Origin of the sequence: Mesorhizobium sp. B4-1-3 (assembly GCF_006439355.1) — a bacterium.
In the GTDB taxonomy this organism is placed as follows: Bacteria; Pseudomonadota; Alphaproteobacteria; order Rhizobiales; family Rhizobiaceae; genus Mesorhizobium.
Window position 1 is genome coordinate 59,990 of record NZ_VFTG01000021.1, and the last position, 17,628, is coordinate 77,617.

At 64.5% G+C, this 17,628-nt stretch carries 19 protein-coding genes and 1 pseudogene; 11 read left to right on the forward strand and 9 right to left on the reverse strand.

Features of this window, described 5'->3' with window-relative positions; genetic code table 11:
- Positions 1–19 precede the first annotated feature (19 nt).
- Positions 20–382 carry a nuclear transport factor 2 family protein gene (locus tag FJW06_RS22675; protein WP_140754675.1) on the forward strand — a complete coding sequence of 121 codons (363 nt, stop codon included), beginning with the start codon at positions 20–22 and terminating at the stop codon, positions 380–382.
- Between the two features lie 197 nt (positions 383–579).
- Here FJW06_RS22675 and xylB read toward each other — a convergent pair whose 3' ends face one another.
- The 3 genes from xylB to FJW06_RS22695 all read right to left on the reverse strand — a co-directional run bounded on the left by xylB (position 580) and on the right by FJW06_RS22695 (position 4,171).
- The gene (gene xylB, locus FJW06_RS22685; RefSeq protein WP_140754677.1) at positions 580–2,034 is read right to left on the reverse strand and encodes a xylulokinase; all 1,455 of its coding nucleotides are present in this window, start codon (positions 2,032–2,034) and stop codon (positions 580–582) included.
- A gap of 82 nt (positions 2,035–2,116) precedes the next feature.
- Positions 2,117–3,442 carry a tetratricopeptide repeat protein gene (locus FJW06_RS22690; RefSeq protein ID WP_140754761.1) on the reverse strand — a complete coding sequence of 442 codons (1,326 nt, stop codon included), beginning with the start codon at positions 3,440–3,442 and terminating at the stop codon, positions 2,117–2,119.
- A gap of 105 nt (positions 3,443–3,547) precedes the next feature.
- On the reverse strand, positions 3,548–4,171 hold the full coding sequence (locus tag FJW06_RS22695) for a LysE family translocator (protein ID WP_140754679.1): 624 nt from the start codon (positions 4,169–4,171) through the stop codon (positions 3,548–3,550).
- Positions 4,172–4,402: 231 nt separating this feature from the next.
- On the opposite strand from FJW06_RS22695, the gene FJW06_RS22700 reads away from it, so the two are divergent.
- From FJW06_RS22700 to FJW06_RS22735, 8 genes and pseudogenes are all read left to right on the forward strand, one after another.
- A complete protein-coding gene (locus FJW06_RS22700; RefSeq protein ID WP_140754681.1) occupies positions 4,403–5,173 on the forward strand; it encodes a L,D-transpeptidase in 771 nt (256 codons plus the stop codon).
- A 199-nt stretch (positions 5,174–5,372) separates the two neighbouring features.
- On the forward strand, positions 5,373–6,539 hold the full coding sequence (locus FJW06_RS22705; RefSeq protein ID WP_140754683.1) for a diphosphate--fructose-6-phosphate 1-phosphotransferase: 1,167 nt from the start codon (positions 5,373–5,375) through the stop codon (positions 6,537–6,539).
- 14 nt (positions 6,540–6,553) lie between these two features.
- Positions 6,554–7,300, forward strand: a complete 747-nt coding sequence (locus FJW06_RS22710; RefSeq protein WP_140754685.1) for an MBL fold metallo-hydrolase — start codon at positions 6,554–6,556, stop codon at positions 7,298–7,300.
- A 188-nt stretch (positions 7,301–7,488) separates the two neighbouring features.
- A complete protein-coding gene (locus FJW06_RS22715) occupies positions 7,489–9,030 on the forward strand; it encodes a DegQ family serine endoprotease (RefSeq protein ID WP_140754687.1) in 1,542 nt (513 codons plus the stop codon).
- Between the two features lie 106 nt (positions 9,031–9,136).
- Positions 9,137–9,748, forward strand: coding sequence for a sulfite oxidase-like oxidoreductase (locus FJW06_RS22720; protein WP_140754689.1), 612 nt, complete (start codon positions 9,137–9,139; stop codon positions 9,746–9,748).
- Between the two features lie 10 nt (positions 9,749–9,758).
- Positions 9,759–10,503, forward strand: a pseudogene (locus FJW06_RS22725) (ferredoxin reductase).
- A 69-nt stretch (positions 10,504–10,572) separates the two neighbouring features.
- Positions 10,573–10,806 (forward strand): AbrB/MazE/SpoVT family DNA-binding domain-containing protein, encoded by a 234-nt coding sequence (locus FJW06_RS22730; protein WP_140754691.1) that lies wholly within the window; start codon positions 10,573–10,575, stop codon positions 10,804–10,806.
- The gene (locus FJW06_RS22735; RefSeq protein WP_140754692.1) at positions 10,803–11,207 is read left to right on the forward strand and encodes a type II toxin-antitoxin system VapC family toxin; all 405 of its coding nucleotides are present in this window, start codon (positions 10,803–10,805) and stop codon (positions 11,205–11,207) included. The genes FJW06_RS22730 and FJW06_RS22735 overlap by 4 nt, the downstream gene beginning before the upstream one ends.
- Before the next feature lie 26 nt (positions 11,208–11,233).
- Here the strand turns inward: FJW06_RS22735 and FJW06_RS22740 are convergent, their stop codons facing one another.
- From FJW06_RS22740 to FJW06_RS22765, 6 genes are read right to left on the reverse strand one after another with little or no spacing between them, the layout of a single operon-like run.
- The gene (locus tag FJW06_RS22740; RefSeq protein ID WP_140754694.1) at positions 11,234–12,706 is read right to left on the reverse strand and encodes a nucleotidyltransferase family protein; all 1,473 of its coding nucleotides are present in this window, start codon (positions 12,704–12,706) and stop codon (positions 11,234–11,236) included.
- Positions 12,706–13,383 (reverse strand): glycosyltransferase family A protein, encoded by a 678-nt coding sequence (locus tag FJW06_RS22745; RefSeq protein WP_140754696.1) that lies wholly within the window; start codon positions 13,381–13,383, stop codon positions 12,706–12,708. Before FJW06_RS22745 ends, FJW06_RS22740 begins: the two co-directional genes overlap by 1 nt.
- The gene (locus FJW06_RS22750) at positions 13,383–14,135 is read right to left on the reverse strand and encodes a glycosyltransferase family A protein (protein ID WP_140754698.1); all 753 of its coding nucleotides are present in this window, start codon (positions 14,133–14,135) and stop codon (positions 13,383–13,385) included. Before FJW06_RS22750 ends, FJW06_RS22745 begins: the two co-directional genes overlap by 1 nt.
- 46 nt (positions 14,136–14,181) lie before the next feature.
- Complete coding sequence (locus FJW06_RS22755) at positions 14,182–14,934, reverse strand: glycosyltransferase family A protein (protein ID WP_140754700.1); 753 nt, start codon at positions 14,932–14,934, stop codon at positions 14,182–14,184.
- On the reverse strand, positions 14,903–15,979 hold the full coding sequence (locus FJW06_RS22760) for a serine kinase (protein ID WP_140754702.1): 1,077 nt from the start codon (positions 15,977–15,979) through the stop codon (positions 14,903–14,905). The genes FJW06_RS22755 and FJW06_RS22760 overlap by 32 nt, the downstream gene beginning before the upstream one ends.
- Before the next feature lie 36 nt (positions 15,980–16,015).
- A complete protein-coding gene (locus tag FJW06_RS22765) occupies positions 16,016–16,444 on the reverse strand; it encodes a PqqD family protein (RefSeq protein WP_140754704.1) in 429 nt (142 codons plus the stop codon).
- A gap of 612 nt (positions 16,445–17,056) precedes the next feature.
- On the opposite strand from FJW06_RS22765, the gene FJW06_RS22770 reads away from it, so the two are divergent.
- Both FJW06_RS22770 and FJW06_RS22775 read left to right on the forward strand, forming a co-directional pair.
- Positions 17,057–17,263 carry a DUF680 domain-containing protein gene (locus tag FJW06_RS22770; RefSeq protein WP_140754706.1) on the forward strand — a complete coding sequence of 69 codons (207 nt, stop codon included), beginning with the start codon at positions 17,057–17,059 and terminating at the stop codon, positions 17,261–17,263.
- A 69-nt stretch (positions 17,264–17,332) separates the two neighbouring features.
- Positions 17,333–17,566, forward strand: a complete 234-nt coding sequence (locus FJW06_RS22775; protein WP_140754708.1) for a DUF680 domain-containing protein — start codon at positions 17,333–17,335, stop codon at positions 17,564–17,566.
- Positions 17,567–17,628 lie beyond the last annotated feature (62 nt).

Genomic DNA, 17,628 nt, shown 5'->3' on the forward strand with positions numbered 1-17,628 from the left:
CCAACGAAGGAGCATCACAATGACCGACCTCAACACGATCGCCCGCAACTACATCGCCGCCTGGAACGAGAGCGATGCGGCCCGCCGCAAGGCGCTGCTCGAAGCTGCCTTCACCGAGGATGTCAGCTATCGCGACCCGGTCATGCAGGGCGACGGCCACGCAGGCGTCGCGGCGCTGATCGACGGCGTCCAGCAGCGCTTCGCTGGCTTCCGCTTTTCTCTGAAGGGCGAGCCGGACGGTTTCGCCGACAAGATCCGCTTCTCGTGGAATCTTGGACCCGAAGGCACTGACTCCGTTATCGAGGGCACCGACATCGGAGTCATCGAAGATGGTCGCCTGAAGAGCGTCACCGGGTTTCTGGACAAGGTGCCGGCGCAGTGAGGCTAATCGCGGAGGAGCGGTGCGCGGCCCCCGCCTCTGGCCTGCCGGCCATCTCCCCCGCAAGGGAGGAGATTGACTGTCAGGCGGACCTTCGCCAATCGCCAGCATTGAAAAAAGCGCGGCAGCGCCGAAGCTGCCAATCTCCCCCCTTGCGGGGGAGATGCCCGGCAGGGCAGAGAGGCGGGCCTCGCGCCTGCTCACGCGGTTACCGCCCTTATCGCCGGGTAGAGCGCCCGATAGCGCTGATAGGCATCCGCAAAAGCACCACCAAGCGCTGCATCCGGCTCGATCGTCGCATCCGTGGCCGGCGCCGTGCACACCGCCAACGGATCGGCCCCCGTCGCCGCAATCAACCCGAGCCTTGCCGCACCAAACGCAGCGCCGAAATCGCCGTCGGCGGGAATATCGACCGGCACCTGCAGCGCGGTCGCGATTGCCTTCAGCCAGTAGCGCGAGCGCGAACCGCCGCCGATCGCGGTCACCCGGCCTAATATCGTGCCGGCCGTCTTCAGCGCTTCGAGACTGTCGCGGAAGGCGAAGGCGACGCCCTCGAGCACCGCCTGCGTCAGCACGGCCCGGCTTGACTCGTGTCCGAGCCCGGTAAAGGAGCCCCGAATGGCGGAATCGTTATGCGGCGTGCGCTCGCCGGACAGATAGGGCAGGAAAGAGACGCCCGTCGGCGCCCTCAGCGTGTCGCCGAGTTCGCCGGTCAGGTCGCCCGCGCTTTTTCCGGTGATTTCGGACAGCCAGTTGAGCGAATCGGTGGCCGACAGGATCACGCCCATCTGGTGCCAGGTGTTGGGCAGCGCGTGGCAGAAGGTGTGCACCGCACTTTCCGGATTGGGCAGATAGGAGGCGTTCGCCGCGAACAGCACGCCCGACGTGCCTAGCGACACGAAAGCATGCCCGGCGCCGACCGTGCCCATGCCGCAAGCCGAGGCCGCGTTGTCGCCGGCGCCGCCGGCAACAGGAATGCCCGCCGCGACGCCCCACTTGGAAGCGAGTTCACCGCGCAGCCCACCGGCCTTGGCCGTGCCCTCGACCAGCGACGGCATGTGCTTCTCGTCGAGCGACGTCGCCGCCAGCAATTCGGGCGCCCAGCGGCGCTTGCCGACATCCAGCCACGATGTGCCGGCCGAATCCGACATTTCCGAAATATGCTCGCCGGTCAGCCAGAGCCGCAGATAGTCCTTGGGCAGCAGCACCTTGGCGACGGCGGCAAAGATCCGGGCTTCGTGTTCCTTCACCCAGGCAAGCTTCGGCGCGGTGAAGCCCGGGAAGACGATATTGCCGGTGAGCCTGCGGAAGCGCGGATCGGCATCGAGCGCGGCCGCCTCGATATGGCTGCGGGTGTCGTTCCACAGGATGCAGGGGCGCAGCACTTTGTCCGAGGCATCGAGCAGTGTGGCGCCGTGCATCTGGCCGGAAAGGCCGATGCCCTTGACCGCGGCAAGCTCCTTCAGGTGCGAGGCCTTGAGTTCGGCAATCGCTGCCTCGCAGGCTTCGATCCAATGCGCGGGATCCTGCTCCGACCAACCGGGATGCGGCCGCGAGACGTCGAGCGTGCCATGGCCGGAACCAATGACCTTCTGGTCGTCGTCGATAAGCAGCGCCTTGACGCCCGAAGTGCCCAGGTCGAGGCCGAGATACATGATTTCCTCCCATTGCCATTAATTTTTTCGGATCTCGAAAAAATCTGGCTCGGCCAGTTTTTAAGACAAGATCCGCTTCGGGTCAATTCTCCGACAAATCGGATGCGCGCCGCGAGAACAGCGCCGACAGCGGGCTATCGGGCCGGGCGAGCTGCCGCTCGGCGGTCAGCGCCCGCGCGAGTGGCTTGTCGCCGGCGCGCAACGCGGCCTCGATCAGCGTCAGGTCGATCACGTCGCGCTGCGCGTGGCTGCCGCCGAAACGGTGCGCGATCGAGCGGATCGGGCGGATCAGCCGCACGGCCTCGTCGTAATTGCCGGCGCCGAAGGCCTTGATCGCGAGCGTCAGCGGATGGCCGACATCGCGCGTGAAGGCGGCATTGTCGTCGCTGCCGCGCATCGCCTCGCGCTGCGCCTCGATCAGCACCTTCGCCGGCGCCTCCAGCCCGGCGCCGACAAAGGCCATCATCGCATGCGCGTCGTTGAAGGCATAGTTGCGGGCCGCGGCTTTTGGGATCCAGTTGGCGGCGAGCGCCGCCCAGCGGTCGCCGACATCGACGCCGCCGAGAGCGAGGCGCCACAGGATCGCCGAGGCATCGACCATGTTGAGCGCCAACGTCGAGCCGTCGCCATAGATTGGCCCGTCATAGAGCTTGAGCACCTCGTTAATCTCGCCGAGATCATAGTGGAACAGCGCCAGATGCCACCAATTGTGGATCTTGAGGAAGCTGTCCTTCGACCACGCGTCGGGATTGGCCCGCATCCAGGCGATGCCGTCTTTTTGCCGGCTTTGCATTTCCATGACATGGGCCACCGCGTGTTGCGCCCAGCCGTCGCGCGGTTCGATCTCGATGGCTTGCCGGCCCATGGTTTCGGCGCGCGCATAGTCGCCCATTTCCTCCAGCCCGAAGGCCTGCATGCCGAGAATGGCGTGATAGCCCGGCATGCCTTTCTGCCAGGCCGGCAGCGCCCGGCCGATGCGGTCGCGCAGCATGCGCGCATTGCCGGTGAAAAAATCGATCTGGTGCCCAACCTGAAGCGCCAGCGCATCGCGCGGATTGTCGATCGCGATGTCCTCCAGGATGCGCGCTGCGTCATGCCAGCGCCCGTCGGCAAGATGCCCGAGAGCGGCGACATGCGCCTGTTCGCGCGTCGTGGCGGCAAGCGGCAGCGCCGCCTGATGACTTGAGCGAGCAACCGCCATCGCGTCCCGCTCGGTGGCCAGGCCGAACAGATAGCCCTTCAAGACATGCGCCATGACGAAGGCCGGGTCATCGGCAATGGCACGGTCGATTGCAGCGACCGGATCGCCGATGAAGCATTGCAGCTCGTGCATGGCGCGGGCGAAGGATGAAAACCCGGCTTCAGTCGCACCGGAATAGGTGAGGCCGAAGGCGTCCTTCATCATCACGTCCTCGCTATGGACAATTTTTCGGTCGGGATCCGATCCTAGAGCATCCCGCATCAACCCGCCAACCGCGGAGATGTGATCTCGGGCTTGCCTCGTTTGCCAGGCTCAGCTGCTGGACCGCACCGCCACTGTGGCGATGCCGGCGCCGACAAGCAGCGTGCCGCCGGTGCGGTTGAAGATGCGGATCGCCTTCGGGTTGCGCACGATCGCGCGGGCCCTCGATGCGATCAGCGCGTAGCCGAAGGCGTTGAGGAAAGCCAAAGTCAGGAAGGTTGTCTCGAAGATCAGCATCTGCGTCCAGAAGTCGGCGTGACGGTCGAGGAACTGCGGCAGGAAGGCGACGAAGAAGGTGATGCTCTTCGGGTTGAGCGCCGTCACCAGCCAGGCATGCGCCATCATCCTTGCCGCCGAGACCGCGTCGGTGCGCGGTTCCGCCTTCAGCGCGCCACCGGCGCGGAACAGTTTTATGCCGAGATAGATGAGGTAGCCGGCGCCGATCACCTTGAGAACGGTGAACACCGCGGCCGAAGCCGCGAGCAGCGCACCGATGCCGAGCATCGACAGCGTCATGGCGGTGAAGTCGCCGAGCGCCACGCCCACCGCCATCGGCAGCGCGGTGCGCCAGCCCTGGCCCAGCGCGTAGGAGACGACCAACAGGATCGTCGGGCCCGGAATAACGAGAAGAATGGAAGAGGCGGCGGCGAAGGCAGCCCAGTTTTCGAAGGACATTTCCCTGCTCCTTGAGCGCAAAGAAAAGGATAAATCCTGGGGCCGCCGGGAATGTAAAGAGGCCGTTGGAAAAATCTGCAGCGGCCGGGCCAGCGGGGGTCATCAGTCGCCGCAATGGTTTCTTAGGTTAAGCCCGGATCCGTCTCTTTCACCCTTTTTCAACCATGACTGGCGAAAATGCCTGCGATCCGGCCGGACCGTGCTTCCCGCCGGCAGCGTAGGGTTTGGTGTATGCGCGAGTTGCCGCAAAGTCTGACGCCGCCTTCCAATGGCGCCACAATCGATACCGAAATTCTCCTTTCCCGCCGCGCCGTGCTTTCGGGCGCCGGCGCCATGGCGGTGCTGGGCCTTGCCGGCTGCAGCACAACGGACACGCTCGACCTGCCGCAAACGCAGCTCGACAACACCGTCACCGGTTCGGTGCCGCCGATGCGTCCGGCGATCAGCGTCGACAAGAACATCACCGGTCCCGACGTCATGTACGCCTCGTTGACCGATGGCGGCTTCAATGTGCCGGCGGTGCCATGGCAGAAGGTCAAGCCGCAGTTCCGCCGCCAGATCGTCGTCGACAAGACCGGCGAGGCGCCCGGCACCATCGTCGTGCATCTCGAGGAGCGCATGCTCTATCTCGTCCAGCCGGGCGGCGATGCCATCCGTTACGGCGTCGGCATCGGCAAGGACGGTTTCCGCTGGTCGGGCCGCGCCAACATCCAGTATGGCCGCGAATGGCCGGTGTGGACGCCGCCGCCGGAGATGATCCAGCGCAAGCCGGAACTGGTGAAGTGGCAGGGCGGCCAACCCGGCGGCCTCACCAATCCGCTCGGCGCCCGGGCGCTCTACATCTATCAGAACGGCAAGGACACCGGCTATCGCATCCACGGTTCGCCCGAATGGTGGAGCATCGGCCAAGCCATGTCCTCGGGCTGCGTGCGCCTGATCAACCAGGACATCATCGACCTCTACAGCCGCGTTTCCAAGAAGAACCCGGTCGTCGTGGTCTGATCGCTCCGTCGGCCCACTCTTCCGTTGCGCGATGCCGCAAGACAGGCGAAGGTGCCGTGAAAACCTTCGCATGGAGCCGGATGATTTCAGGTCCGTTCGACCTGAAATCTGAATCCGTCTCTAGACTAAAGAAACAGAGCATGATGTCGTCCGAAAACCGCTTCACACTTTTCGGCATCGTGCTCTAGGGAGAGAAAGCATGGCTGGAACCTTCGTCATCGCGCAGGGCGGCGGCCCGACCGCCGTCATCAACCAGACGGTCGTCGGCGCCACGCTGGAAATCCGCAAGCGTCATCCAGGCGCCAAGGTGCTGGGCTCGATCCACGGCGTGCGCGGCATCCGTGATGGCAACTATGTCGATCTCTCCGCCATTCCCGAGGACCGGCTGCGGCTGATCGCCGGCACGCCGAGCGCGGCCCTCGGCTCGACCCGCGACAAGCCGGACGCCGCCTATTGCGAGGTCATTCTCAACGGCCTGAAAAAGGCCGGCGCCGACGCCTTCATCTATATCGGCGGCAACGACACCTCGGGCACGCAGCAGATCCTGACCGATGCCGCCGGCGGTTCGATCGCCTTCGTGCATGCGCCCAAGACCATCGACAACGACCTCGAGGAGAACGACCACACGCCGGGCTTCATCTCGGCGGCCGAATTCGTCGCCGGCGCCTTCCTTTCCGTCGACCTCGATTTCCGCGCGCTGCCCGGTATTTATGTCGGCATCGTCATGGGCCGGCATGCCGGCTTCCTGACCGCCGCCGCGGCCGCCTGGCAGTTCGATTCCGACAGCGGCCCGCATCTCATCTATGTGCCGGAGCGTGCTTTCTCGGCCAAACGCTTCATCGACGAAGTGCGCGAGAAGCTTGACCGCCACAAGCGCTGCATCGTCGCCGTTTCGGAAGGTGTCAGCACCGCCGACGGCAAGGCCCTGGTCGAAAGCCTGGTGCCGCCGGACAAGCTCGAGCGCGACCAGCACGGCAACGTCAAATTGTCAGGCAGCGACCTGCCGGCGGCGCTCGAACGGGCTCTGGCCGAAGGCCTGCCGGGCAAGCGCGCGCGGGTCGACGCGCTGGGCTACATGCCGCGCGGCTATGTCGGCGCGATCAGCGCCGTCGATGCCAAGGAAGCCTTCGATGCCGGCGCCTTCGCGGTTGCGGTCGCCGGCGAGGGCGGCGGCTCCGTCGCGCTGCAATATGACGGGTCGAAGACGGTATTGAAGAAAGTGCCGCTGAAGGCGGTGGCCGGCAAGACGCGCCATATGCCGGACGATTTCATGCTGCCGGACGCCAACCAGCTTTCAGACGCCGGCATGGCCTATCTGAAACGGCTGGTGCCGGAAAAATACAAGGTCGGGAAGCCGTTCGTCTGATGGCCGGCGGCTCGATGCCCGAGCTTGAGGTCGGCGACTGGTTCGGCAAGGCGAAAGTCGATGCCGCAACGACGATGCTGACCGAGCCCTTCGTGCATGATTTCGTGCGCGCCAATATGTGGCATTTGAAGGGCCGCGACGCGGATCTGCTGGTCGACACCGGCATGGGCATCCTACCGCTGGCGCCTGAGATCGACACGCCGGCCGGCAAGCCGCTGATCGTCGTCGCCACCCACATCCATCTCGACCATGTCGGCTCGCTGCATGAGTTCCCGCTGCGCATGGGGCCGAAAATGAGCGCGGCGCAGTTCGACGGCATGGATGATGCCGTCACTTACGCCTACATGTTCCACAATCTCGACGGCGCCGTCTCGAAGCTGCCGGCGCCGGACTGGAAGGCGGCCGACTACCGGGTTTCATCCGCGCCGCTGACCCGCGCGCTTGATGAGGGCGACGTCGTCGATCTCGGCGACCGGGCATTCCGTGTGTTGCACCTGCCGGGGCATTCGCCGGATTCGATCGGGCTTTTCGACGAGACCGACGGCCTCTTCTTCGCCGGTGACGCCATCTATGACGGCATGCTGATCGACGACCTGCCGGACTCGGACCGCATGGCCTATTGCCGCACCATGCAGCGCCTGCTCGACCTGCCGATCCGCATCGGCCATGGCGGCCATGGGCCGAGCTTTACCGGCCAGCGAATGCGTGAGATCGCCTCCGCTTATCTGCGCCGGAGAGAGCGGTTCGTAAGCGCTCTCTGAATTAAATCTTCGTAAGGTCATCCAAAGGCCCTGATTCAGGCCATTCCGCACCCTAAATCTTGATTGTCGATCCGGCCGGCTGCCATGCAAGGCGAGGCAGGCAATCCCGGTCGCCGACACGCCAACGGATGCGTGCTCGAGGGCCATCCGGGGCGCCGGATCAACCTCTCGCCCGGACAGAAACGACCATGTCACCCATGAACATTCTTCGCAGACATCGCGTCGCGGCCCTGTTGGGCGCTGCGCTGATCATTTCTCCCGTTATCGGTTCCTTTGCCCAGAACAATACCGGCCTCAGCACTGTGGCCGCGACGACGCAGACGCCCGTCGCCGGCATCACGGCCCCGAACGGCTCTTTCGCGCCGGTCATCGCCGTCACCAAGCCGGCCGTCGTCACCATCACCTCGATCATGAAGGCGCAGCCCCAGGACGAGGGCTCGCCGCTTGGCGGCAATGCGCCTTTCGACCAGTTCTTCCAGCAGTTCTTCGGCGACCAGGGCATGCCCATGCCGCGCACGCCGCCGCAGCAGCAACAGGGGCCGCGCTCCGAGGCCCTCGGCTCCGGCTTCATCGTCGGTGCGGACGGCACCATCGTCACCAACAACCACGTCATCGACGGCGCCAGCTCGATCAAGGTGACGCTTGATGACGGCACTGAGCTTCCCGCCAAGCTCGTCGGCCATGACGCCAAGAACGACCTCGCGGTGCTCAAGGTCAAGGCAGACAAGCCTCTACCGACCGTCAAGTGGGGCGATTCCAGCAAGCTGATGACCGGCGACCAGGTGCTGGCGATCGGCAATCCTTTCGGCATCGGCACTACAGTGACCGCCGGCATCGTCTCGGCGCGCGGCCGCGACCTGCACAGCGGGCCGTTCGATGATTTCATCCAGATTGACGCGCCGATCAACCACGGCAATTCCGGCGGTCCGCTGGTCGACATCCATGGCGATGTGATCGGCATCAACACCGCCATCTACTCGCCCAATGGCGGCAGCGTCGGCGTCGGCTTCGCCATTCCGTCCGACCAGGCCCAGAAAGTTGTGGCCAAGCTGATGAAGGGCGGCGACATCGAATATGGCTATCTCGGCGTGCAGATCCAGCCGGTCACGCCGGATGTCGCCAGCGCCATCGGCCTCGACCATCCGGGCGGCGCGCTGGTTTCGCAGGTCACTGACGGCTCGCCGGCGGCCAAGGCCGGCATCGAGACCGGCGATGTCATTACCGGCTTCGGCGGCCAGGAGATCAAGGATCCGAAGGACCTGTCGCGCGCCGTAGCCGACGTGTCGCCGGGCGCCAAGGAAACCGTCAATATCTGGCGCAAGGGCAAGACGATTCAGATCTCCGCCGATGTCGGCCGCAACGCCGAAGATCAGAAGACGGCGTCGAACGGCAATGAAGACCGCAGCCCGTCGTCCGACCAGGGCTTGCGCGTTCCCTCGCTCGGCCTCGGCCTGACTGATCTCACGCCCGACATCCGTGACCAGCTCAACCTTTCCCAGAGCCAGCGCGGCGCGGTGGTCGAGCGGGTCAATCCGGACAAGGCGGCCTCGGCCGCTGGCATCCAGCCTGGCGATGTCATCGTCGGCGTCGACCAGACGCCGGTTAAGACGGCCAGGCAGGCCAACCAGGCGATCGCCGAGGCCGGCAAGTCAGGCAAGAAGTCGGTGCTCCTGCTGATCGATCGCGGCGACGCGCAGATCTTCGTAGCGGTCCCGTTCGCTGCCGGCTGAGAATGGGCCGAGACCTGCCGGCACCGCCGGCAGGTCTCCCGTGAAATTTCTGTTGCCCACTGGGACGTCTTCGAAAACACTGCGGCTGTTGCACAGGAGCGTCTCGATGGTGACCCGCGGCTTCTTTTCCGGACGGCGTCCTCCTTCCGACACCGACGCGCGCATTCCGCCTGGCCAGTATCTGGAACAGGGTTTCCCGGTTCTCTCGGCGGGGCCGACGCCGCGGGTGCGCACCGAGGACTGGTCCTTCACCCTCAAGCAGGGGCCAAAGCCGCTCAAGAAATGGAACTGGGCCGAATTCAACGCCCTGCCGCAAAGCAAGATGACGCGCGACATCCATTGCGTGACGGCCTGGACCAAGTTCAACACCCCCTGGCAAGGCGTGATGATCGACGACATCCTCGCCGATGCCGGCATCGAGCCGCCGACGGCCTACACGCTGGCGCTGTCCTTTGACGGCTATTCCACCAACGTCCCGACCAAGGACCTCGTCACCGGCAAGGCGATGGTGGCGTTGCTCTATGAAGGCAAGCCGATCACGCCGGATCATGGCGGGCCGGCGCGGCTATTGGTGCCGCATCTCTACTTCTGGAAATCGGCCAAATGGGTGAACGGGCTGCAGTTCACCGAGCGCAACGAACCGGGCTTCTGGGAGCTGCGCGGCTATCACATGTATGGCGACCCCTGGCGCGAGCAGCGCTATTCCAGTGACCCGTGAGCAGCGATCGATGAGCGCCGAGCCGTCGCCGCAATCGCCTTGGCAGGCAGCCACGATCACCCGCATCGAAAGACGCACGCCGCGCGTCACCAGTTTCTGGTTCCGGCCGTCGCGGCCTTTCGCCCGTCTGGCCGGGCAGCATGTCGACGTCCGGCTGACGGCGCCGGACGGCTATCAGGCACGCCGTTCCTATTCCATCGCTTCGGCGCCGGACACAGGCGGCGTCGAACTGGCGATCGAGCGGCTCGACGATGGCGAGGTCTCGCCCTTCTTCCACGATGTCGCTGCCGTCGGCGACGAGATCGAGCTGCGCGGTCCGCTGGGCGGCCATTTCATCTGGGAGGAGAGCGACGGCGGGCCCATCCTTCTGGTCGGCGGTGGCTCGGGTGTCGTGCCGCTGATGGCGATGGTGCGCCATCGCACGCTGCGCAACAAAGCGGTGCCGGTTGCGCTGGTGTTCTCGGCCCGGGTCTGGGACGAGGTGATTTTTCGCGACGAGCTGATCGGCCTCGACGATCGTCGCGACGGGTTCGATCTGGTGCTGACGCTGACCCGCGAGCCGGCGAGGCGGCCGTCCGACTATTCCCGGCGCGTCGACGCCCGCATGATGGCGCAGGCCATCGAGCGCCTGCCGAAGGCACCGAGGCTCGCCTTATGTCTGCGGCTCGAACGCCTTCGTCTCGGCCGCCGCCGATGCCCTGATCGGCGCCGGCGTTCCGGCGGGGATTATCCGCACCGAGCGCTATGGAGTTTGACAGAAGCCCGTTGAAATTCGACCCAAAAGGTAATACCTTCCTTACAATTGGTATTACTGAGGAGCGAAGATGGCCACCACCGTTACGTCAAAAGGACAGGTCACCATTCCAAAACCGGTCCGCGATCTGTTGGGGATCGTCCCGGGAAGCAGGGTCGATTTCCGGCGCGCCGCCGATGGGAGCGTAGTGCTTGCTCGTGTCGACAGAAAGCAAACGGCGAGCCGCTTCGCCAAGTTGCGCGGCCATGCAGGCGAGGGGCTTACGACCGACGCGATCATGGCGCTGACGCGTGGTGAAACGTGACGCTCATCGACACCAACGTCCTGCTTGACCTTGTTACTGACGATCCAAACTGGGCAGATTGGTCGGTTGCTCAGCTTGAGGCGGCGAGCCTCGACGGACCATTGTTGATCAACGATGCGGTCTATGCCGAGCTCGCCGTACGCTACGCCCGCATCGAGGATCTTGACGCTTTTCTCGATGCGGCCGGTCTTGAAATGGCTCCCATGCCGAGGGCCGCTCTTTTCCTTGCCGGAAAGGTATTTACACAGTACCGCCGGTCAGGAGGACAAAAGACTGGTGTTTTGCCGGACTTCTTCATTGGTGCGCACGCTGCGGTCGGCCATCTTCCACTTCTGACCCGCGATATCGGCCGATATCGAACCTATTTCCCCTCCTTGAAGCTGATTACCCCAGGCTCTTGAGCCGTTCCCGGACTGTTGCGCTGATGTCAGCCGGTCGGAGAGAATTTTGCCGAAACGAGCTGGAAAGGCAGCGCGCCATAGGTGGCGACGGCCTGTTCGTTGTCCCAGACGCGAAATTGTCGAGACGGCCGCGCCTCCAGCACCAGGGCTCGTCTCGTCCGGTCGAGCTTCACCTTGCCGCGAAAGCGCAGCACCCGCTCGCCGCCCGAGCGGCTGATCGCCATCGAGCGCAGCCGGGCCACGTGCCGGTCGCCTGCATTGATTTCCATCTCGATGCGGCGCCGAACCGGTGGAACGACGATGCGCACGATGAGATCGAGCATCATCTCGCCGCTATCGCCTTGTGGTTCACTCAAAGGCTGCGACAGCACGAAGGTGGCGGGCCCACCGGCCGCCTTAGCCGCCATGGACTTGCCGCGCCACACTATGTCCGGCTCTGTCTGCTTCAGCCGGCCTTTCTTGCGCTGCAGGCGCAGCTGCTTGGCAAAGCCGCGCGACAGCCAGGTCAGCGCGCCGAAGTCGGTGCGCGGCTTGGCCTGCAGAACGGATGACAGCCGCGCCGCGCCGCCCCGATCGGCCATATCCACCACCTCGGCCAGGATGGCCTCCGGCACCGCGATGCCGATCTCCAACGCAAGATAGGAAAGCGCTACCGCCGCGGCGACGGCGAGGCCGCGCCTGGCGACGATATCGAGGAATATGGTCCAGTCGACGTCGCCGCCTTCGATGGCGACGGTGCAGTCGACCAGCCAGTCGCTATGTGTATGCGCGTCGAGGCCGCCATGCGCGATCGCCAGGGCAATGCGGTCGGCCGGCGAGGGCACGACCACGCCGACGTCGCTGAATTCGGCGGGGACCGCGCGGCGCCAGATCGCCAGGTCGTCCTCGGCATTCTGCTGCGAGCCGTCATAGGCAAGCTGATGCAGGTCGATGTCGCCGTAAGTGCCCTTGAAGAAATTCATCGAGTGCAGCGACGCCAGCCTTGTGCGCAGATATTGCGGGGAAACGCCGGTGGCGATCTGCCAACCGCGCTCGCGCAGCACGTCGAAGGCCGGCTGCATATCGTCCGGTCGCACCAGGATGTCGATGTCGTGCGCCACCCGCCCGCGCTGCGCGGCGGCATCGAGCGCGATGCGGCTGGCGCCCTTGATCAGCATCACCGTGCAGCCGGTATCGACCATCGCCTTCAAGGCGGGCTCCGCCTCGCGCATGGCCATGCGCGACTTGGTCCACAGCATCTTCTGCAGGCCGACGAGGCGCGGATAGGCGGCGTGGCCGGCAAGCTTGCGTCCGAACCTGTCGGAGATCGCGGCAAGCAGCCGGTGTTCGCGGAAGGAGACGTGATCGATGTCGTTCTCGTCCAGCCAGCCCGTGGCGCAAAGGCGCGCTGCCTCTTCGTCGGGCAGAAGTGCTGCCTTGAGCAATTGGTCGGGCGACCCGGTCGGCCAGGACCAGCCATAGTCGGGAAAACGCCTGCTGATGCGACGGACCTTCACCATCAGCTGGAGTTGGCCTTCTTTTGCGCCCGCCGCAGCATGGCCACGCGCGCCACTTCCAGATAGCCGCGGTCGCGCGTCGCGTCGCGTCCGTAGGACAGGCTACCCGGCCTGATGCGCCGCAGCGCCAGGATGTCAGGCATCATGTCGAGGACAAAGCCGCTTTCCCGCGCGCGGGCGATCCAGTCGATCATCTCGCCGCGGCCGCCCGGCGGGTCGACCATCGGGCCAATGGTCTCCGCGGCCTCTCGGCGTATCAGCATTGTCGAGCGCGACCACCCGGGCGTTGCGCTCGGCGCCATCGCATCGGGCTCGTCGTCGCGGAAACTGCGTATATGGGTGAAGACCCCGGATGTCCCGGGAAGCCGGTCCAGATGGGCAAGCTGCGCCGCGATTTTTCCGGGCAGCCAGAGGTCGTCGGCGTCGAGCGTAGCGATGTAGGGCGTCGACAGCGCGGCGATGCCGCGCGTGGTCGCGCTGCCCGGCCCGGCATTGTCCTGGCGCATAAGCCTGAGCGGCAGGTCAATGCCGGCGATCGCGGCGGCGAGATCGTCGGTCGAACCGTCATCGACCACCACGACCAGCTCGGGCCGCAGCGTCTGCGCGGCGACCGATCGCAGCGTCTCCGCGATGGTTACGCTGGCGTTGTAAGCCGGGATGACGACGCCGTATCCGCTCATCACATGAACCGCCAGTCCGCGAGTTTCTTCAGTTCGAATATGCCGTCGATCGGCCTGAGCGACGGATTGGCCCTGCGGCGCTTCATTGATTTATAGATCGCGCGCATGAATTCGCGCGACTGCACGTCTTCCAGCCTTGTCATGTTGCCGGCGTGCCGCCGGTAGTAAAGCGCCAGCGTGTCCGGAAGCACGTAGCGGGGGCCAATTTCGAAACCGCGCAGCAGGAAGTCCGTATCCTCGGCCTGGACGAAGTCCTCGTCGAAACCGCCGATCCGGTCGACCAGACGACGCGAGAAGATCGCGGCTGTCAAATGGATGCCGCGAACGGTGATGCTGTTGCTGTCCGGGGTCGGTTCCAGCGTTTCCTCGTCGATCCGGTCGACCAGCATCATCCTGGAATAGGTGAGCTCGAGCGAGGGATCGCGCCTGAAAAAGTCGAGATCCGCCGCGAAGCGCCCGGCCGGCGAGATGTCGTCGGAATCGAGAAAGGACACCAGTTCGGTCTCCGGCTCGAGCCGCTTGAGCCCACTGTTGCGTGCCCCGGTCACGCCCATGTTCTCTTGCTGGAACAGCCGGATGCACGGTGCTTCGTCCATCATGGCGCGCACGGCTTGAGCCGAACCGTCGGTCGAGCCGTCATCGATCACGATGATGTCGAGATCGGCCGCGGCGCGCTGCCTCAGCAGCGAACGAAGCGCCGCGCGGACATAGGTCTCGCGATTGTGGACCGGCATGATCACGGAGAGCCTCATCCGTGGCTCTCCGACCGTCTTGTTTCGTCCCGCCCCCCGGCGCCCATCACATGACCTGCCAGTCGGGTGGGCTCTTGTATTCGAAAAAGCCCGGAGCTTCGCGCAGCGAAGGGTTCGCCCTGCGCCGTCGCATCGATTTATGGATCGCCCGCAAATAGTCGCGCAACCTGCCGTCTTTTTGCCGGGTGGCGTTCCCCGCATGCCGCCGGTAGTAGATCGCGACGCTGTCCAGTAGCTCGTAACGGGGACCCGTTTCGAAGACGCGCAGCAGATAGTCCGTGTCCTCGGATAATTCGAACTCCTCGTCGAACCAGCCAATTCGGTCGACAAGCGCCCGGCGGAACAGGGCGGTGCTCAGGGAGAGCCCGCGAAGCGTCATCATACGGCTGTCCGCGGCCGGCTCCAACGTCTCGTCGTCGATACGGTCGACCAGGCACATCAGCGAGTAAGTCAGATCGAGGTCGGGACGCGTTTCGAAGTGGGCGAGATCCGTCTTGAACCGGTTGGCAAGCGAAATGTCGTAGGAATCGAGGAAGGACACTAAGCCGGCATCCGCCGGCAATTGCCGCAGCCCGGCATTGCGGGCAGCCGCAACGCCCATATGCGCGTGCCTGAACAGGCGGATGCAAGGATTCTCGCCGGCCATGGAGCGAACCGCCTCGGCCGATCCGTCCGTCGAGCCGTCGTCGATGACGATGATGTCGAGGTCGGCGGCATCGCGCTGCCGCAGCAGCGAGCGCAGGGCCGGGACGACGAAGCGCTCGCGGTTATGGACCGGCATGATCACGCTCAGCTTCATCGGGGGCCCGCGCAAGGAAATCCGCAATCGTCCCGGCGATCTCCTCCGGACGCGTCCCGAGGAAAAGCCGGTAGCACGGCAGCTGGCGTGTGACATCGCTGAAGAAGCGAAAGCCGCTTTCCCGCTCGCCAGGCATCTGCGCGATGCCGGACGACGCCAGCGCGATCATTGCATCCTTGCGCGATATCGGCACGATCGAACTTGTCTCGCCGCCGCCGATATGTGGCACCATCAACACAACGATGTCCAGGGTTGCAGGTATCGGCCGCGGCGCGATCTCGTTAATGTGAAAGGCATGCTTGTCTTGCCAGTTCAGCGGCCGGTCGGTGCCCAGCCGCCTTTCCAGCCCGAGCCGGGCAAAACCCTTCGGATCCTGCTTCAGGATGGAAAACAGCGGTCGCGCGGTCACGCCGCCGGAAAGGCCGGTCAGCACATAGTCGTCGCCGACGCTGTCCAGCCCGTTGAGCAGTCCCGCAACGACGGTTCCGGATTTTCCCGCACCCCCGGCGCCGGCCAGCAGCACGCCCTTGCCGCCGACGCCCAGCGTGCCGGCATGGGCAAGGCGCATGCCGCGGGCGGCGTATTCCCAGTGCAGGAAGGCGCGCAGCGGCGCTCCCCGCTCCCAGGGTGGAAACGCGTCGGCCGAGCGCATCAACTGGACGCCGACGCGCCGCCCGGGGTCGTAGACCTGCCAGAAGTCCAGGTCGTGGAAATGATGGCCGCGCAGCCCCGCCTCGGCGAGTTTCTGGGCAAAGCCGTGTTCGGTGAAATGCGCATCGCCCCAACTTGCCGGCGCCGGCATGCCGCCGATACCTGGATGGCCGATGAAGACATGGCATTGAAGAGAGCCCGGCGAAGCGCCGCTGGTTTCGATGAAGGTCTCGCCCATCGCATCCGCCAGCGGGCCGGCATCGAGATGCGCGGTCAAGTCCAGCCCGGGCAGGCGGACGGTCCGTTGGGTCGGGAACCGCCCGGCCACGCTTTCGGCGGCGGCAAGCAGGAAGCGGGCGTAGTCCGGCAAAGTCTCGAGGGTGACGCGTGGCATGCCTGTTCCAGCCTGGCTCGACCCGGGGCCGCTCGCTCAGGGCACCTGCTTGACGGCGGGCCAGCCTAGCGGCTCCTCGACCTCGTGGATCGGGTCGACGGTGATGAGGTCGGCAAGATCGTCATGGACGCTGACGTCGAGTGGCTCGCTCGCCGCCGCCAGGGCCGCCGGCAAATCGTCGGGAGAGGGCAGCGGCGTTGCGCTGGAAGGGGCCAACAGCCCAAGCTCGACCAGCCGCGCAACGAAAGTCTCGAGCGCATCGGCGCCGACCATCGCGGCGCCCTCGGCCGATAGGATCAGAGCCTCGGTGCCGACGCCCGAAGACAGGGCCTGCCATACCTTGCTGCCGGAATCGGAGAAGCCGAAATATTTGCCGTTGGAGAGGTCGAGCACGACGGCTTCGCCGTCGAAGGATTCGAACACGATGTCCTTGCTCGCAACGGCATAGACCCCGGAAAGAGCCATGTTCCTTGACCCCGCTCTGCAAGGCGGCTGCTGCCGGTCACATCCTTGCCTGACCCCTGAACAACGCCTGTAAACAGTCGATCCGTGCTTGGCAAGCAAGGCGCGCAGGCGCCATCGCGATCATTTCGGGTTCAACTTGCGGTTCAAGCTCCTACTTTCCTGCACCGCCGAGAAGCCGCTGTGACCCCCTTCCGGCACGAATACCTCTTCGACTTTCAGTCCGAACGTGGGCGTGAAGCGAGCCGAATCGCCCCTTCGGAAGGGGGTAGGATGGTTAATAGTATCGAAAAGTGACTATTAGGAGATTCTAAAATCGAACTGAACGGTTCGTTTCTGTTGACGGTGCGTGCAGGACGGTGTGAACGGCAGTGCTCCGATACATTTGGTGAGCCAACTATCAAATCAATACAAATGATTGATTAAATTCAATAAAAATAAAGTCATAGGCATGCTTATCAAAACTTCAAGATGCGGATTCATGGTCCAGATGGAAAAACTTCGTGATTGGAATCCGGCAGTCGGCTCACCCAAATCACCGTTGTCCGAACGACGCGATTTCATTCCCAAGACACGCCGCTAGACGGACGAAATAAAGATACTGGAGTAGCAAAAATGAAAAAGATTGTTCTCACTGCCGCAGCCCTTCTGGCAATTTCCGGCAGCGCTTTCGCTGGTAGCGACCATTACAACCCCAACGAAGCCAATCAGGCGTCGGCCCAGGTCGACTCGTCCTACACGGCTTCGGTGCACAAGTCCGCGCCGGCCACTCAGCAGCCCGCCACGACGGGCGCCGACCACAACCTTTTCGGCAACAACTAACAGCCGACCTCGACCGGCGGCGGGCTTGCCCGCCGCATGGGTCGGACCATGGAATTCAGGAGCACTGAAATGAAGAAAATCGTTCTCGCCACGGCCGGCCTGCTGGCCGTTTCCGGCGCTGCTTTTGCCGCGGAAAGCGGCCATACCGGTGAGGTCCGTGCCAATCAGGCGGCTCCCGCCGTGGACACCACGCGCACGTCGTCGATCAACACCGATTCGACGGTTTACAAGCTGTTGAACTCGTCGACCGACGCTCACAAGCCGGCCCCCCAGAGCAGCGACCGTAACCTCTTCGGCCGCTAATAGTCTTACATAACGCGCGAACGGCGGGCCTCTGGCCCGCCGTTTTCTTTTGCGCACCGGCT

Bases quoted from the DNA above. Each gene is read 5' to 3' on its own strand.
- FJW06_RS22675 (WP_140754675.1), top strand. From the start codon at position 20: ATGACCGACCTCAACACGATCGCCCGCAACTACATCGCCGCCTGGAAC.
- xylB (WP_140754677.1), bottom strand. From the start codon at position 2,034: ATGTATCTCGGCCTCGACCTGGGCACTTCGGGCGTCAAGGCGCTGCTT.
- FJW06_RS22695 (WP_140754679.1), bottom strand. From the start codon at position 4,171: ATGTCCTTCGAAAACTGGGCTGCCTTCGCCGCCGCCTCTTCCATTCTT.
- FJW06_RS22700 (WP_140754681.1), top strand. From the start codon at position 4,403: ATGCGCGAGTTGCCGCAAAGTCTGACGCCGCCTTCCAATGGCGCCACA.
- FJW06_RS22705 (WP_140754683.1), top strand. From the start codon at position 5,373: ATGGCTGGAACCTTCGTCATCGCGCAGGGCGGCGGCCCGACCGCCGTC.
- FJW06_RS22710 (WP_140754685.1), top strand. From the start codon at position 6,554: ATGCCCGAGCTTGAGGTCGGCGACTGGTTCGGCAAGGCGAAAGTCGAT.
- FJW06_RS22715 (WP_140754687.1), top strand. From the start codon at position 7,489: ATGTCACCCATGAACATTCTTCGCAGACATCGCGTCGCGGCCCTGTTG.
- FJW06_RS22720 (WP_140754689.1), top strand. From the start codon at position 9,137: ATGGTGACCCGCGGCTTCTTTTCCGGACGGCGTCCTCCTTCCGACACC.
- FJW06_RS22730 (WP_140754691.1), top strand. From the start codon at position 10,573: ATGGCCACCACCGTTACGTCAAAAGGACAGGTCACCATTCCAAAACCG.
- FJW06_RS22740 (WP_140754694.1), bottom strand. From the start codon at position 12,706: ATGGTGAAGGTCCGTCGCATCAGCAGGCGTTTTCCCGACTATGGCTGG.
- FJW06_RS22745 (WP_140754696.1), bottom strand. From the start codon at position 13,383: ATGAGCGGATACGGCGTCGTCATCCCGGCTTACAACGCCAGCGTAACC.
- FJW06_RS22750 (WP_140754698.1), bottom strand. From the start codon at position 14,135: ATGAGGCTCTCCGTGATCATGCCGGTCCACAATCGCGAGACCTATGTC.
- FJW06_RS22755 (WP_140754700.1), bottom strand. From the start codon at position 14,934: ATGAAGCTGAGCGTGATCATGCCGGTCCATAACCGCGAGCGCTTCGTC.
- FJW06_RS22760 (WP_140754702.1), bottom strand. From the start codon at position 15,979: ATGCCACGCGTCACCCTCGAGACTTTGCCGGACTACGCCCGCTTCCTG.
- FJW06_RS22765 (WP_140754704.1), bottom strand. From the start codon at position 16,444: ATGGCTCTTTCCGGGGTCTATGCCGTTGCGAGCAAGGACATCGTGTTC.
- FJW06_RS22770 (WP_140754706.1), top strand. From the start codon at position 17,057: ATGAAAAAGATTGTTCTCACTGCCGCAGCCCTTCTGGCAATTTCCGGC.
- FJW06_RS22775 (WP_140754708.1), top strand. From the start codon at position 17,333: ATGAAGAAAATCGTTCTCGCCACGGCCGGCCTGCTGGCCGTTTCCGGC.